General features: G+C 30.5%; 15 protein-coding genes, 1 tRNA gene and 1 riboswitch. Of the genes, 4 read left to right on the top strand and 12 right to left on the bottom strand.

What is annotated here, in order from left to right; translation table 11 throughout:
* From L1S47_RS15500 to L1S47_RS15470, 7 genes are all read right to left on the bottom strand, one after another.
* Window positions 1–900, bottom strand: coding sequence for a RecT family recombinase (locus tag L1S47_RS15500; protein ID WP_238884449.1), 900 nt, complete (start codon window positions 898–900; stop codon window positions 1–3).
* A 1-nt stretch (window position 901) separates the two neighbouring features.
* Window positions 902–2,857, bottom strand: a complete 1,956-nt coding sequence (locus L1S47_RS15495) for an AAA family ATPase (RefSeq protein ID WP_238884448.1) — start codon at window positions 2,855–2,857, stop codon at window positions 902–904.
* A complete protein-coding gene (locus L1S47_RS15490; protein WP_238884446.1) occupies window positions 2,854–3,132 on the bottom strand; it encodes a hypothetical protein in 279 nt (92 codons plus the stop codon). Before L1S47_RS15490 ends, L1S47_RS15495 begins: the two co-directional genes overlap by 4 nt.
* Window positions 3,133–3,286: 154 nt before the next feature.
* Window positions 3,287–3,994 carry a Rha family transcriptional regulator gene (locus L1S47_RS15485; protein WP_238884445.1) on the bottom strand — a complete coding sequence of 236 codons (708 nt, stop codon included), beginning with the start codon at window positions 3,992–3,994 and terminating at the stop codon, window positions 3,287–3,289.
* A 130-nt stretch (window positions 3,995–4,124) separates the two neighbouring features.
* Window positions 4,125–4,385, bottom strand: coding sequence for an excisionase (locus tag L1S47_RS15480; RefSeq protein ID WP_238884443.1), 261 nt, complete (start codon window positions 4,383–4,385; stop codon window positions 4,125–4,127).
* Between the two features lie 13 nt (window positions 4,386–4,398).
* Window positions 4,399–4,608, bottom strand: coding sequence for a helix-turn-helix transcriptional regulator (locus L1S47_RS15475; RefSeq protein ID WP_238884442.1), 210 nt, complete (start codon window positions 4,606–4,608; stop codon window positions 4,399–4,401).
* A 77-nt stretch (window positions 4,609–4,685) separates the two neighbouring features.
* A complete protein-coding gene (locus tag L1S47_RS15470) occupies window positions 4,686–4,919 on the bottom strand; it encodes a helix-turn-helix transcriptional regulator (RefSeq protein WP_238884440.1) in 234 nt (77 codons plus the stop codon).
* Window positions 4,920–5,097: 178 nt separating this feature from the next.
* Between L1S47_RS15470 and L1S47_RS15465 the strand changes: the two genes are divergently transcribed.
* The 3 genes from L1S47_RS15465 (at window position 5,098) to L1S47_RS15455 (ending at window position 7,087) form a co-directional block, all read left to right on the top strand.
* Window positions 5,098–5,475: a helix-turn-helix transcriptional regulator gene (locus tag L1S47_RS15465; RefSeq protein WP_238884439.1), complete on the top strand. Its 378-nt coding sequence runs from the start codon at window positions 5,098–5,100 to the stop codon at window positions 5,473–5,475.
* Between the two features lie 266 nt (window positions 5,476–5,741).
* Window positions 5,742–5,894, top strand: coding sequence for a hypothetical protein (locus L1S47_RS15460; protein WP_238884437.1), 153 nt, complete (start codon window positions 5,742–5,744; stop codon window positions 5,892–5,894).
* Window positions 5,891–7,087 carry a site-specific integrase gene (locus tag L1S47_RS15455; RefSeq protein ID WP_238884436.1) on the top strand — a complete coding sequence of 399 codons (1,197 nt, stop codon included), beginning with the start codon at window positions 5,891–5,893 and terminating at the stop codon, window positions 7,085–7,087. Before L1S47_RS15460 ends, L1S47_RS15455 begins: the two co-directional genes overlap by 4 nt.
* Window positions 7,088–7,399: 312 nt before the next feature.
* On the opposite strand, the gene L1S47_RS15450 is transcribed toward L1S47_RS15455, so the two are convergent.
* Genes L1S47_RS15450 through L1S47_RS15440 form a run of 3 tightly spaced genes read right to left on the bottom strand, consistent with a single transcriptional unit; the run spans window position 7,400 to window position 11,360 of the window.
* Window positions 7,400–8,077: a ComF family protein gene (locus L1S47_RS15450; RefSeq protein ID WP_238884434.1), complete on the bottom strand. Its 678-nt coding sequence runs from the start codon at window positions 8,075–8,077 to the stop codon at window positions 7,400–7,402.
* On the bottom strand, window positions 8,062–9,078 hold the full coding sequence (locus tag L1S47_RS15445; protein WP_238884432.1) for a hypothetical protein: 1,017 nt from the start codon (window positions 9,076–9,078) through the stop codon (window positions 8,062–8,064). Before L1S47_RS15445 ends, L1S47_RS15450 begins: the two co-directional genes overlap by 16 nt.
* Before the next feature lie 47 nt (window positions 9,079–9,125).
* Entirely contained in the window at window positions 9,126–11,360 is a 2,235-nt protein-coding gene (locus L1S47_RS15440; protein WP_238884431.1) for an ATP-dependent RecD-like DNA helicase, read from the bottom strand.
* 150 nt (window positions 11,361–11,510) lie between these two features.
* Between L1S47_RS15440 and nagA the strand changes: the two genes are divergently transcribed.
* Window positions 11,511–12,647 carry an N-acetylglucosamine-6-phosphate deacetylase gene (gene nagA / locus L1S47_RS15435; protein WP_238884429.1) on the top strand — a complete coding sequence of 379 codons (1,137 nt, stop codon included), beginning with the start codon at window positions 11,511–11,513 and terminating at the stop codon, window positions 12,645–12,647.
* A gap of 76 nt (window positions 12,648–12,723) precedes the next feature.
* On the opposite strand, the gene metK is transcribed toward nagA, so the two are convergent.
* Together metK and L1S47_RS15425 are read right to left on the bottom strand one after the other, a co-directional pair.
* Complete coding sequence (gene metK, locus L1S47_RS15430; protein WP_238884425.1) at window positions 12,724–13,899, bottom strand: methionine adenosyltransferase; 1,176 nt, start codon at window positions 13,897–13,899, stop codon at window positions 12,724–12,726.
* A 93-nt stretch (window positions 13,900–13,992) separates the two neighbouring features.
* A riboswitch (SAM riboswitch) is annotated at window positions 13,993–14,097 on the bottom strand.
* Window positions 14,098–14,224: 127 nt separating this feature from the next.
* Window positions 14,225–14,309: transfer RNA gene (locus L1S47_RS15425), tRNA-Tyr, on the bottom strand.
* Window positions 14,310–14,333 lie beyond the last annotated feature (24 nt).

The raw sequence follows: 14,333 nt of genomic DNA, 5'->3' as shown, positions 1-14,333 counted from the left end.
TTAAAAACCTGGTACTTCAAGCTTTGTTTGTTTAGTATTTGAAGGGGTAGGCACAACATCAATTACATGCAGATTGTCTTCATTTGTCTCTATGTCAATTTCTTTTGTATTTGCTTTTTCTTTAATCTCTTCATTAACCTCATAATCAACACTTCCTACAATTTCTTTATCATCATAGGACTCTTTATCAGAGTTATTAAATGCTTCAATAAGAATATCGCTATCATCTGACGTGTTTGCAAACATCTTGCAAGCTCTATTAATAACTGTTTTCTTTGCCATTTCTTCAGTAAATTTGTTATGAGCTGTTGATTTACCGCTATTATATGAAGTTCCTTGTCCCCATGCATTTTTGATTTGATTTATATTCATTACCTCAGTGTGTATTGGACCATTTTCACCAATTACCACTGCGAAGGCTCCTTTAATTTTACTTATATCTATATTTTCAAATTTAGGATTAAACTTAGTTATCTTAAGGGTGGCTGTATCAATGTCATATTCCTGGTCAAATTCATCTCCATCATATATACAGTAGGCTTTTACATCCTTCACGCCCTTTAATCTTTTAGTTACTGCTACAGTTCCCATATAACTTCTGGATAGCTGTAATACTCCGCCATAAGCTATAAAGTAACATTGTTTCTTAGCAGGACTTAAACCTTGAATAACCATATTTAAAAGAGCATTTGCTACACTTACTTGACTACAACTTTGAAGTACTGGTTTCTTATCTCTATCAACTGTCTCTTGAAGCATTAACCATGCACTCTTTATAGCATTAGAATAGCTATAGTTTGGAGGGAATTGAAGATTTCCTTCCTTTTCTAATGCTTTTACTCTATTCAATACATTATCCGAAATGTTTTTTTCTTGAACTGCTAGTGATTTATTTTCCATATTAAGCAACCTCACTTTCATGATTTTCTATTTTTAATGACTTATCATTACTAACAATAAGATTTATAATTTGAGAATTCGTTTCTATTAACTCATTTACTGATTCTCTATTGTCTATAAATATTGGAGCATAAACACTGTAATGTTCTGAAAGAGCATTTATTATGTCAAGTCCAGCATTATATTGACTTGCAGTATTTGCATTACTAAATGGAACTCCATCTATAAGAGCTTCACAGCATTCATTAATTCCTCCATTAACTTGAACATCAAATAACTTGAATTTTACATACTTAAACTTTTCATTTATGCTACTTTCAAGAAGATTAACCTTAGCTTTTATAAACTCCTCACATAGATATTCTGTCTTCTCTAAATCTGCAATTTGTTGAGCCAAAGCCTTTTCATGGTCCAATAATTCTGAAATTCTATTTTTAGTACTTTGATTTATATCTTTAGCAGCTAAGTTTTTATTTATCTGGTCTAGATCTGCTTGAAGTTCTATTTTTTTATTCTTAAGTTCCTGGGTATCTTGGTCAACTTCTACAGGCTGATTAAGTTTAGCTTCAACTTCTTGAATATCTTTTAAAGTAATTTGATACTGGTTGTTAGAATCCAAATCGACTACTGGAACAAACTCAGCTATCTTATTCTCTAAATCTTCACATAAAACTGTAACTTCTTTAATACAATTCATAATATTTTCAGCTGCAGATGTATTGCTCTCTATTTTGATTTTAATTTTCTCTAATTCTTCCTTTTTTCTTTTACCTTCTGCGTTTATAGAAGCAAGTTGCTTTGAAATATTTTGATTATGATTTTCTGTAAGTTCTTTAGTAAGAACATCTATATTTTCAACTTCTAAAGGTCTTTTACATGTAGGACATATAAACTTACTTTCATCAATTTCGAATGGAGTAGTCTGAACTTCATCAAACTTTTCTCTTAGCGCTGCCATATCCTTTTCCAATCTACTTACTATGAGATTATTGCTTTCTAATTCCCTAGTTATTAATGTCAAGTCATTGTTCGATGCTGAAAGGTTGGCTTTCTGTTTATACAAAGATTCCTTTAAAATTTCCTTAGGTTTTTCAGCTTCTCTTTTAGCTGTATATTCAATTTCATTAAGCCTAGTTTTTAATTTATATAGTTTATTTTGTTTCTTGAGCATTTCCTCATTAACCTTATTGCTATCTATAAGCTTTTCTTCAACAGCAAATATAGATCCAAGTATATTTTTCTTTTGAAACTCTAAAGCATCAAAGTCGTATTCTCTTATTGAATTGTTTAGTTCATCAACTCGATATGGAATTGATTGTTTATCATCCATAAGCTTTTTCTTTTTAGCTGATGTACTTTTCTTTAGTTCATCAATGCTTGAGTTATCTAATAGATTAGCTAAACCCTGTAACTTTTCATTTGAAGCTATGATTTTATCATTGGTTATATCTCCAACAATTTTGAGGATAATTCCCCTTCTATCCTGCCATTTCATGTTTGTACTAAAATATAAAGGATTAGTAATTAACTTAAAGATGTTTTCATTAATAATTTCATTGATTCTAGCCTTGTATTCTCCCATTTTCGCTGGTACTTCATCAATGTAATATGAAGTTTCAGTTCCTTTAAGCTCTGACTCAACTTCACCACGTTTTTTTACCCATTTTTCTTTCAGTACTTTTGTTAATGATATTTCTCTTCCATCAATATTGAGCACTCCTTGTACTTCAGTTTCTAACATATGAATAACGTTATTTTCTTCATCTAAAGGTTGTATATCAAATTTTGATCTATCTTGACTATCCTTATCAAAGAGTAACCATGTGAAGGCATCAAACACTGTGCTCTTACCAGTTCCATTCTCTCCATAGATATTTGTTACTTTTGCAAAATCCATTGCTAGGTTTTTTATACCTTTAAAGTTCTTAAGTATTAATTTGCTTAAACTTATTCTCATTTCAAATCCTCCAATTTATCTCTTATTTCTTTAGGCTCTATCTCTAAGCTTTTGCCTGTAAGTTCTGTATAGACTTGACCATCTTCTATATTATTCTTGAATTTCTCTTCTATATGGTCTATATTAAAGTTAGGTTTTTTATTTGGGCTGCTTTGGCAGTCTTTTTTTATATACTTTTCCTTTGCTTTTCTAAGAGCAGCATTTAAATCTAATCCATTTGAAAGTTCTTCTTTCACTTCACCTTCATGTTCCAATAAGTCCCTTAATATTCCCATGGCACCCCTCCTATCGATAAATCTCGCAAGCCATTGCAAACATGAAACCAAATACGATTATTAGAAGTGCTAAACCTTGCAAGAAATCCCAAATACTTTCCTTTTTCCTTCTACTTACATTCATCCCTTTACTCCCCCTTTACATATCAAAATGTTATGTCAACTCAATTTGGTTATTGCAATCTTCAATTTCTCTTAGTATCTTACCTTGAGCTTTCCAATTTCCTAGATACTCTTTAGCTTTTTCATAATCCTTAACGGCTGTATTTTTATATGAATTAACTTGAAAGTATTCTTTAAAATCTTTCCATACTTGCGAAAACACTTTAGATCTTAAGCTGCTATTCTTATAGCTAGGTGTATCTTTTCCACCCATCGATTCTATTGCAATATGCTTTGCGATTTCACATAGAGTTAATTGTTGTGAGTAATCAATTGTCATTGTATTTTCTAAACTTTCAACTCTTGTTTCAATATGACTTGTAGCTGCTAGAAGTTCTCCTACCTCTGCATGAATAAGTAAAATTGCTTTTAAGTTTCCATTGAGCATTGGATTGAGTTCTTTTTCCATTTCCTCGAATCTAGTTACATACTCAGCTGTAAATAAAACTCCTTTTTCTCCAGTCATTTTGTTAGCTACCATATCGCAACCTTTTCTTGTTAGTAAAAAACATGGTTGCTCTTTGTTTTGAGAGTTCGTATAAGTACTTTCTACAAAGAAATTATGACTGCTCAATTTTGAGCCATCCAAAATTTCAATATACCCTTTAATATCTCTTAATAAATTTTTGTGTTCCTTACCAATCATTTGTGCAACTTCCCTACTGTCCAGTGTCTTTTGTTTAATCATTAATTCTTTCAAATTATCCTCTCCTTTTTAGTAATAATATTTTTATTGATGAATAGAATAGATTGAGAAAGTATATAGTTTTTTTACTTATTAAAATTTTTTATAAAGAAGTTAGTACATGATCCATAAATAAATCTCCTAGTTATAATGTTCTACCCTCTCTAGTTACTTTTTCTAACCATGTCATAAGCATTTCTTTATTAATTAAGAATTTAGTTCCAACCTTAAAACAAGGAAAATCAGAATTATTCGCATGTGCCAGTTCCATTAGCTTATCTCTGCCAATACCAGTAAAATTTGCACATTCAGCAATTGTCATCGTTGCTTTTTCCTCTTTTCTAGGAATTAGATCTATTAACGCTTCTTTTAATGTTTGTTTAAGAATATCCTGTGTTATTTCCATGTAAGTTCCTCCTTTACCACCATTTCCATAAACCTTCATCTATAAGATCATTTGGTGTGACCTTAAATGCTTTACAAAATTTACAAACTATTTGGACTCCTGGATTATCATATTTCGCTTCTTCAAGCTCTGTAATATAGCTTCTAGCTACTTTGCTTTTATAGCTTAATTGACTTATAGACCATCCATTCTTCTTTCTGTACTCTTTTGTTTTTAAAACCATTGGGAACTCCTCCAAAGAACAAATTCCCTACATCCACCTTTTCCCTAGTTTTCTTTTCAGCAAATTGCACAAAATATTTATGATGTAGTTTTCAAAGTGATAACTAAATTATTAAAAAAAATATCATCCATCGTTATATCAGGTATTTTTTCTTTTATAATATCTGTAATAGATACCATTTCCTTTTGGCTAAACTCTTTTTTACCTGTTTCTTTATGATTATAAGTTGTTAGGCATATACCCAATTTTATTGCCATTTCCTGTTGAGTTATATCTATCATTTTTCTATATGCAACTAATTTTTTATTCATCAATTCACCTCCTCGTCAAGTTATCAATATGATTACTGGATATGTTTTTATTATAGTTATCAATATGATAACTGTCAATACTATTTTATTACTTTTCTCTAAAAAATATTCATTATGATAACATCTGTTTTCATTATGCTAATAAACTATATAATATATATGTAAGGAGGTTTTCTAAGTGAATACTATTGGTGATAGAATTAAAAATGTAAGAGAAAACATGAATTTAACTGGCGAAGAATTTGGTAAGAAACTTAATGTTACTAAGGTTGCAGTTTCTAATTGGGAGAATAATAATAGAAAACCTGACTTAGATATGATAGTAAGAATCGCAGAAATGGGAGATGTATCCACAGATTACCTCTTATGTAGGACTGATGACCGAAATGCAAAAATATATAAAGCAAATGTAGATGGTGATGACATAGAAATTGCTATAAATAAAAATTATCCTCATGATTTATCACCTGAAGAAGTGCTAAATTTAATCGAACGACTTAAAGCAGTCGGCTTTGATGTAAATAAATTGATTGAAGATGCAAAAAATAAAAAATAATTAATTACAGTAGATAAATTAATCTACTGTTTTTTTATATCCAAAATTAAGCTAAACAAATAGAATATTGTTCTATTTTAAGTTAATTTATCTCACCATAGAAAATAGTGTCGACAAATTCTGTATACCGACAATTACATTTCCTGGTTGTATGTGTGATAATCTTTTTATTAATATATAAATTATATTTAACTTATTGAAATAACTTTTCAAAGTGTTATAATAATCATGAGAACATTAGTTCGTATTTTTTAGGGGGTATTTGAATGGTGGGTGAGAATATATTATATATAAAAATAAATGGACAAGTTATATATAGAGAAAATCAAAAAGTCAACTGTATACCGAAAGGGGAATTAATTACCTGTGAAGAACCAAATGCTAATGATATAAGATATATACAGGAAGGTGATACATGATGGCTGTAAAAACTAATTACAACAAAAATGGAATTGATTATTATAGAGTTACATTAACAATAGGTAGAGATAGTAATGGGAAAGTTATTAGAAAAGAGTTCTATGGTAAAAGTAAAAAAGAAGCTGAAACTAAAAGGGATGCATATAAGTTAGATCTTAAGAATGGTATAAATAAAAATGCTGGAGATGAAACAGTAAACAACGCTTTTAAGGCATGGTTATTTGAAGTAATACTCCCTAGTGGCATTAAAGCAAGCACATTTGAAACTTATGAATCTATCTATCGGTTATATGTTAAGGATTCTAGTTTAGGAATCAAGAAAATTAGTAATGTAAAATCTATTATGGTTCAAACATTTTTTAATGAACTTTCTCAAAAGGGAAAGAATTATCCATTGCTCTCTAAAATTTATAAGCTTATAAAAAGGTTTTTTAATTATCAAGTGGATACTGATGCTATAATGAAAAACCCATGTTCGAGTGTAAAAATTCCTGGTCAAATAGCATATTTACAAGAAAAAAACGTGAAAGAAATTGAAGTTATCACACTTAATGAGCGAGATATCATCCTAAAGTATTTATTTGAAACTAAAAGTAGAATTGCTGGAATGGCTTATTTAGCCTTTTCATTAGGAATGCGTGAAGGAGAAATACTGGCTTTAAGTTGGGATGATATTGATCTAAAAAATAGAGTAATGCATATAAAAAAATCAGTAAGAAAATCTAAGAATTTTTCCACTGATGGTTCTGTTATTGATAAAACTGTAAAAATAACTGTTCCTAAAACTTTAAGCTCTGTTAGAGATATCGAATATCCGAGTAGTTTTGATAAAATGTGGGAACTAGCTAAATTACAAAATAAAATCGATAAATTAAAATCTGGTAGTAGTTATAATAATAAAAACAATCTTGTTTTTACAGATGAACTTGGTAATCCATTAGATAAAAGATTTGTGATTAGACACTGGAGAAAGGCTCTAGATACTTTAGAAATAAAATATAGGACATTCCACCAAATTAGGCATACTTTCGTAACTCAAATGGCTCTTGATAATATTCCTGAATCAGTAACGCAATCAATAGTAGGTCATAAAAAAGGTTCAGAGATTACTGATAAAATTTATACTCATGTTAATAAAGAAAGTACAAAAAAAGCTTTGGAGATGTATAAAATAAATGTTCCAAAGTTTTAATATTTCACTGATGTGGGAAACATGTGGGAATAATAAAAAATAATGCGGTATAATAGCTATTAAAAAACTGTTATACCGCATTATTCATATATAATAAAGCTAGTTGACCTGGTTTTTGACCCCACACTCGCCTGCTGGAACTTTTGCTACCCGGAATTAACCTCTCACTACTAGCTCTCTCAATTTAAAAATTGGCAGGACTTACCTCTATACCGCACCATGCTCATTAAAACTTTGTTTAACTTACGTGGATCGTTTTGCCTGCGACTGGCATCGACTTTCAACCACAAACCTAGCTTTATTCTCTTTCTATTATAGCTTGCTTTTTGCAATAGTCAATATTTTTACTTCCTTTGCCCCACTTTTTTTTAATTCTCTGGCACATGATATTACAGTTGCTCCCGTTGTAAAAATATCATCAATAAGAATTATTTTCTTTCCTTTAATACTCTCTATATTATTGGTATAAAAGGCATCTTCAACATTTTTAAAACGTTCCTTTTTTGTAAGCTTTTTTTGTTCTCCTATATTTTTCTTCTTAGCTAACAATGGAGAAGTAGGTATGAAATAATACTTTCCTAGGCCTTTTGCCAAGTACAAGCACTGGTTAAACCTTCTTTTTTTCTCCTTATCTTTGCTAAGTGGTACATAAGTTATGACGTCTCCCTTGATATTCCATTCCTTCATACCTTCGATTAATAAACCTATTAGAAAATCTCCAGTATAAAATTCTCTCTTTTCTTTAAAGTTTATTATTAATGTTTTTAATTCTTTGGTGTAATATACACATGAATAAATAGTATATATATTTTGTCTATATTCTCTTATCTCCGGACTAGTTACTTTTATCAATTTCTTTTTGCATACATTACATATAACTTCCTCTTCTTCTAGTCTCCCACAAATAGAACATTTATCATTTTTAGGATAAATAATTATTAAAAAACATTCAAAAAGGTATTTTAGTATAGCTTTTATTGCTTCTCCCATACTAATTTATTTAACTCTCTTGTTATCTCCTTTGCTTTTTCCATTGACGATGTAATCTCATTTGCCACTAAAATCATCTCGCCAAATTCACTATTTCTATAACCAACTTTTCCACAAAGAAAAACTATTTTTTTATAATCAAACCTACTTTTATGAGCTTTCAATACTATTACATCAATATTCCCAAAGGTTTTTAAGGATTCTCCTATATATTCCGTAATTATCATTACTGGTTCTTTTTGATTAGTTATTCTTTTTTCAAATTTTTTTATTTCATCTTGTTCGCTAAACCTAATAACAGTTACATCTGAAAAAATAGAAATTTTATTTTTATAAAGTTCATAGACTTTATCCGCTGAATCTTTGCTTGGAGTATGGATTACAACTCTTCTTCCATTCTCTTTAAACCACTTAAAATACTCATATAATAAGTAAGGAATATCTTCTTCAAGATTAATTCTAGTTGTTATGAACCTTGGCTCAATCATTGGATAAGAATTAAGAATGCCTCCCAATTCAAGCTTTTGTATATTATTAAATACACTCTCTATTGAATAGATAATAATCTTATTAGTATATCTATATACTCTTTCAATTCTCTCTGTTATCTGTAATTTTGAACAATTTGAAAAGCTAGTTATATCATCATAAATTATTAACTCAATTTCTTCTTTTAATACATCAACATTGGAAGAACTTATAAAATAAAGAACCCCATTTTCTATTGTTCCATTCAATTGTTTTACATAGGAATATCTTATATCACCTAAGTGTTCTTTAATATATTTAATCAGTTCCCAGTTATTGTCATACCCATTAATGATATAAACAACCTTTTTGTTCTTTTTTAACAAACTAAATATTATCTCTGAAAATAGGATGGAGCTATTATATGGCCTAGAAATAATATTTAGCATTTTATTTCCTTCTCTGGCATACCATGAATTAATTTTATTTTTAGCAAAGTTCAATTCTTTCAAATTATTTTTTTCTACTTCCATCTTATTTATCCTCTCTTGAATATATTCAAGTTATTAGTTTAGTTATTCTACGTATTAATAAAAGCCTCATGAGTAATTATATCTTTAATTCTATATTTTAAAGATGAGAATCTTTCCATAGACTTAGTATTTTCAATCATAAACTTTAAAGCCTTAACTGACCCTACTATAACAACTAATTCTTTAGCCCTTGTTATACCTGTATATAATAAATTTCTGTTCATTAAAAATGGAGATCCCATATATGAAGGTATTATTATCACAGGGAATTCACTTCCTTGACTTTTGTGAATTGTAATTGAATACGCTAAATCTAGTTCATCTAGAAATATAAAATCATATACAACTTTTCTTTCTTCTTCAAATACTACAGTCAAAGTTTTTTCTTCCTCATCTATTGAATGAATGAATCCCATATCACCATTAAAAACACCTACACCTTCTGGTTCCCCAGCTCCACTTATCCTCTTCCACTTTAAAGTGTAGTTATTCTTAGTTTGCATCACCTTGTCACCAACGCGAAAAACCCCTTCTTTTAATGCCTTTTCCTTCTTATTAAAAGCAGGAGGGTTTAGTATTTGCTGTAATTGTGTATTTAAATTACTAACACCCAATAATCCTTTTTTCATCGGTGAGAGAATTTGAAGATGCTTAAGCTTATCCCATTCGCTATTAAATTTAGGCAATCTTACATTTACAAGGTCTATTAAAGTTGATAGCACTTTATCTAAGGATTCTTCTTTAATAAAAAAGAAATCCTTATCTCTATCATTTAACAGAGGCATTTCACCTTGATTTATTTTGTGAGCATTTACTATTATCATACTCTCATTTCCTTGTCTAAATATCTCTTTAAGTCTTATTACTTCCGTAAATTCACTTTCAATTAAATCTTTAAGTACATTTCCTGGTCCTACTGAAGGCAATTGATCTACGTCACCAACAAATATTACTCTAGTTCCAACTTTAATAGCCTTTAATAATGAATTCATCACCATTACATCAATCATAGATGCCTCATCTATAATTACTACATCAGCTTCAAGTGGACTAGCCTCATCTCTACCAAAAAAGCTTCTTTCTTCTTCGTCAGAAATCCCCATTTCTAATAGTCTGTGGATAGTTTTAGCTTCCTTTCCAGTAGACTCACTCATTCTTTTGGCTGCTCTTCCAGTTGGGGCTCCTAATACTACTTTATATGATGACTTTTCAAAAATACTAATTATACATTTAATTATAGTAGTTTTTCCTGTTCCTGGACCCCCAGTAATAATTTCTATTCCATTTGTAAATGCCCCCATTATGGCATTTTTTTGCGATGGTGCGAATTTAATATCATTAGCACTTTCAAATCTCGATATTTCATATTCTATATCTGTATTTATTTTTTGAAAGTTTGCAACCGAAAGGGTTAATATTCTTTTAGTTATACCTATTTCACAATAATAATATGGTAGTGTAAAAACACATTCCTTATCCTGTATTTTTTCTAAAATTAACTTTTGTGCTGCACAAGAATTAATTAAATTCTGAGTTATCACTTCTTCAGAAACAGTCAAAACTTCTCTTCCCTCTTTTATTAATTTTTCCTTTGGCATATATGTATTCCCATTTGCACAAAATTCATTAATTATATACTTTATCCCACTCTCAATTCTAAATGGAGAATCTGCTTCAATTCCAATACTTCTAGCAATTTTATCTGCAGTTTTAAATCCTATTCCTGAAATTTCTTCACAAAGTAGATATGGATTTTCCTTAACAGCTGCAATAGAATCACTGCCAAGTGTTTTATATATTTTAATACACTGATTAGTAGTTACTCCATGACTTTGAAAAAAAATAATTATATTCTTTAGTTCCTTTTGTTCTTCATATGACTCTTTTATTAGGAGAAACTTTTTCTCTCCAATTCCTTCAATTTCCCTTAATCTATCTATATTCTTATCTAAAATATCTAGAGATTCTTCACCGAACTTCGCAATAATTTTTTTTGCTGTAATAGGCCCAATTCCATAAATTACACCAGAAGATAAGTATTTTTCAATTCCTTCAACTGTATTAGGAACTATTTCTTCGCATTCTTCTATCTTTATTTGTCTCCCAAAGCTAGGGTGCAAGACCCACTCTCCTTTTATCTTTAAGTTCTGTCCTTCCTTTATATAAGGTACAACACCTACAGCTGTAAAAGTTGTGGTTCCATTTGAAAGCTTTGCAACCATATATCCATTATCTTCGTTATGAAAAACTATACTTTCCACAACTCCACTTACTTCTTCCATAACATCTCTCCTGCTTAAATATAACTAACTATAATTTAACTTTTTAACTTATATATTAAGATTATACCACAATTTATACTATTTAAATCGCTCTTTAATAGTTGACTGAAATAGTATTTGAAGCTATTCTATTTTTAGGGGGTGACATTAATGTTAATTAAAAATGTCAATATAATTTACTTAGATAAAATTGAAAAAGGTTCTGTTCTTATTGAAGACGGAAAAATTAAATCACTAAATCCCTCAAGCTATGATACTAATGAAATAATCGATGGCGAAGGATTATATCTATCTGCTGGCTTTATAGATGTTCATATCCATGGTGCTGGTGGTTATGACACAATGAATGGTACCTTTGAAGCTATAAATGAAATAGCTAAAAATATAGTAAAGCATGGAACAACATCCTTTACTCCAACTACAATGACAGTAGCAGTTGAAGACATACATAAATCAATGGAAGCAATATCATATGCTAAAACTCATGGTACAGATGGAGCAAATGTCTTAGGTGCTCACTTAGAAGGTCCTTTTATTAGCCCACAAGCTATAGGCGCACAAAATCCAAACTTCTTACAAAAACCATCAGTTGAAACATATAATAAAATGGTTAGTGGATTTGAAGATGCTGTTACTTCTATTACAGTTGCACCTGAAGTTGATGGTGCCCTTGAATTAATATCTTACCTAAACTCTAAAGGTGTAAGGGTTTCAGTTGGTCATACAAAAGCAACTTATAATGAAGTAGTTTCTGGTATCAAGGCTGGAATTTCTCATTCTACTCATTTATTCAATGCAATGACTGGACTACACCATAGAGAGCCAGGAGCTATTGGTGCAATTTTTGATACTGATATTACTACAGAAACTATCTCTGATGGAATTCACATTGCTTACCCATCTCTAAGAGTAGCTTATAAAACTAAAACTACAGATAAGGTTCTATTGATTACCGACGCAATGGAAGCTTGTTGTATGCCTGATGGGAAGTACTCATTAGGAGGTCAGCCTGTTTTTGTAAAAGATGGGGCTGCTAGACTTGAAAATGGAGCATTGGCAGGCTCAATCTTAACTCTTGATAAAGCTGTTAAGAATGTTTTTGATAATTCTAATTATCCTTTGTATGAAGTTGTTAAAATGGCTACTTATAATCCAGCTAAGCACTGCAAAGTTGATAATAAAAAAGGCTTAATCAAAGAAGGTTTTGATGCAGATTTAGTTTTATTTGATGATAATATTAATATTAAATATTCAATTGTAAACGGAAAAATTATATTTAAAGCATAAAAAAACAAATACCCCCAGAATGTCAATGACATCCTGGGGGTATTTCATTGTAAAAAACTATTACTTTAATTTTTTATTATAGTAAAGCTTTTATTTCTTCAACTCTGTTTAATTCTTCCCATGGAAGGTTTAAATCTGTTCTTCCAAAGTGACCATAAGCAGCAGTTTGCTTAAATATTGGTCTTCTTAAGTCTAGATCTCTTATTATAGCAGCTGGTCTTAAGTCGAAAACCTTATTTATGATTTCTACTATTTTATCATCAGCTATTCTTCCAGTACCAAAAGTATCAACTTCTATAGAAACTGGCTTTGCAACTCCAATTGCATATGCTAATTCTATTTCTAATTTAGTTGCTACACCTGCAGCAACTAAATTTTTAGCTACCCATCTAGCAGCATAAGCAGCACTTCTATCAACCTTAGTTGGATCTTTACCTGAGAATGCTCCACCACCGTGTCTTCCGTATCCGCCATAGGTATCAACTATAATTTTTCTTCCTGTTAGACCTGAATCTCCTTGTGGTCCTCCAATAACAAATCTTCCAGTTGGATTAATGTAATATTTTGTTTCACTATCTAATAGTTCAGCAGGTATTACAGCTTTAATTACATGCTCAATCATGTCTTCTTTTATTTGTTCTTGAGTTGCCTCTGGTCCATGTTGTGTTGAAATAACAATTGCATCGATTCTTTTAACTTTATCTCCATCATATTCAACTGTTACTTGTGTCTTTCCATCTGGTCTTAAATATTCTAATGTACCATTCTTTCTTACTTCTGATAATCTTCTTGAAAGTCTATGAGCCATTGCTATAGGTGCAGGCATAAATTCTGGAGTTTCATTTGTTGCAAATCCAAACATCATACCTTGGTCTCCAGCCCCTACTGCATCAATCTTGTCCATATCCCCTTCTCTTGATTCAAGAGCCTCATCAACACCTTGTGCTATATCTGAAGATTGTTCATCTATTGTAGTTAATACTGCACATGTTTCGCAGTCAAAGCCAAATTTTGCTCTATCATATCCAATTTCTTTTACTGTTTTTCTTACGATTTTAGGAATGTCCACATAACATGATGTAGATATTTCTCCCATTACCATAACCATTCCTGTAGTAACAGTAGTTTCACAAGCTACTCTTGCATATGGATCTTTAGAGATAATATCGTCTAATATTGAATCCGAAATTTGATCACAGATTTTATCTGGATGCCCTTCTGTAACTGATTCTGAAGTAAATAATCTTTTCATTTTTTTCTCCTTTCATTTAAAACAATACTCAGACTTTATTTTTCAAAAAAATAAAGTCTCCTCGATAAGAAGAGACTAATAATACTATTCTCTCTCTTATCTCGCAGAAATATAAATTCTGCAGGAATTGGCACCTTGTGTAACACACAGGTTGCCGGGTTTCATCGGGCCCTTTCCCTCCGCCTCTCTTGATAAGAGTTATTAATTTTTACGCTATCTGATTTTAACACTTTATATTATATATGTCAATATAAAAAATCCCCATAAAAATTATTTTCAAGATATATTCATTTATAATAAAAAAAGTAGACAAATTGTCTACTTTTGGTGGAGGAGGACGGATTCGAACCATCGAAGCGAAACGCAACAGATTTACAGTCTGCCCCCTTTGGCCACTCGGGAACTCCTCCATATAATGGAGCTGGCAATAGGAA

The sequence above is a fragment of the Clostridium sp. YIM B02551 genome, from assembly GCF_022324735.1.
GTDB lineage: Bacteria > Bacillota > Clostridia > Clostridiales > Clostridiaceae > Clostridium_T > Clostridium_T paridis.
The sequence above is the reverse complement of the archived record's forward strand: the minus strand, read 5'-3'. Positions and strand labels throughout refer to the sequence as shown.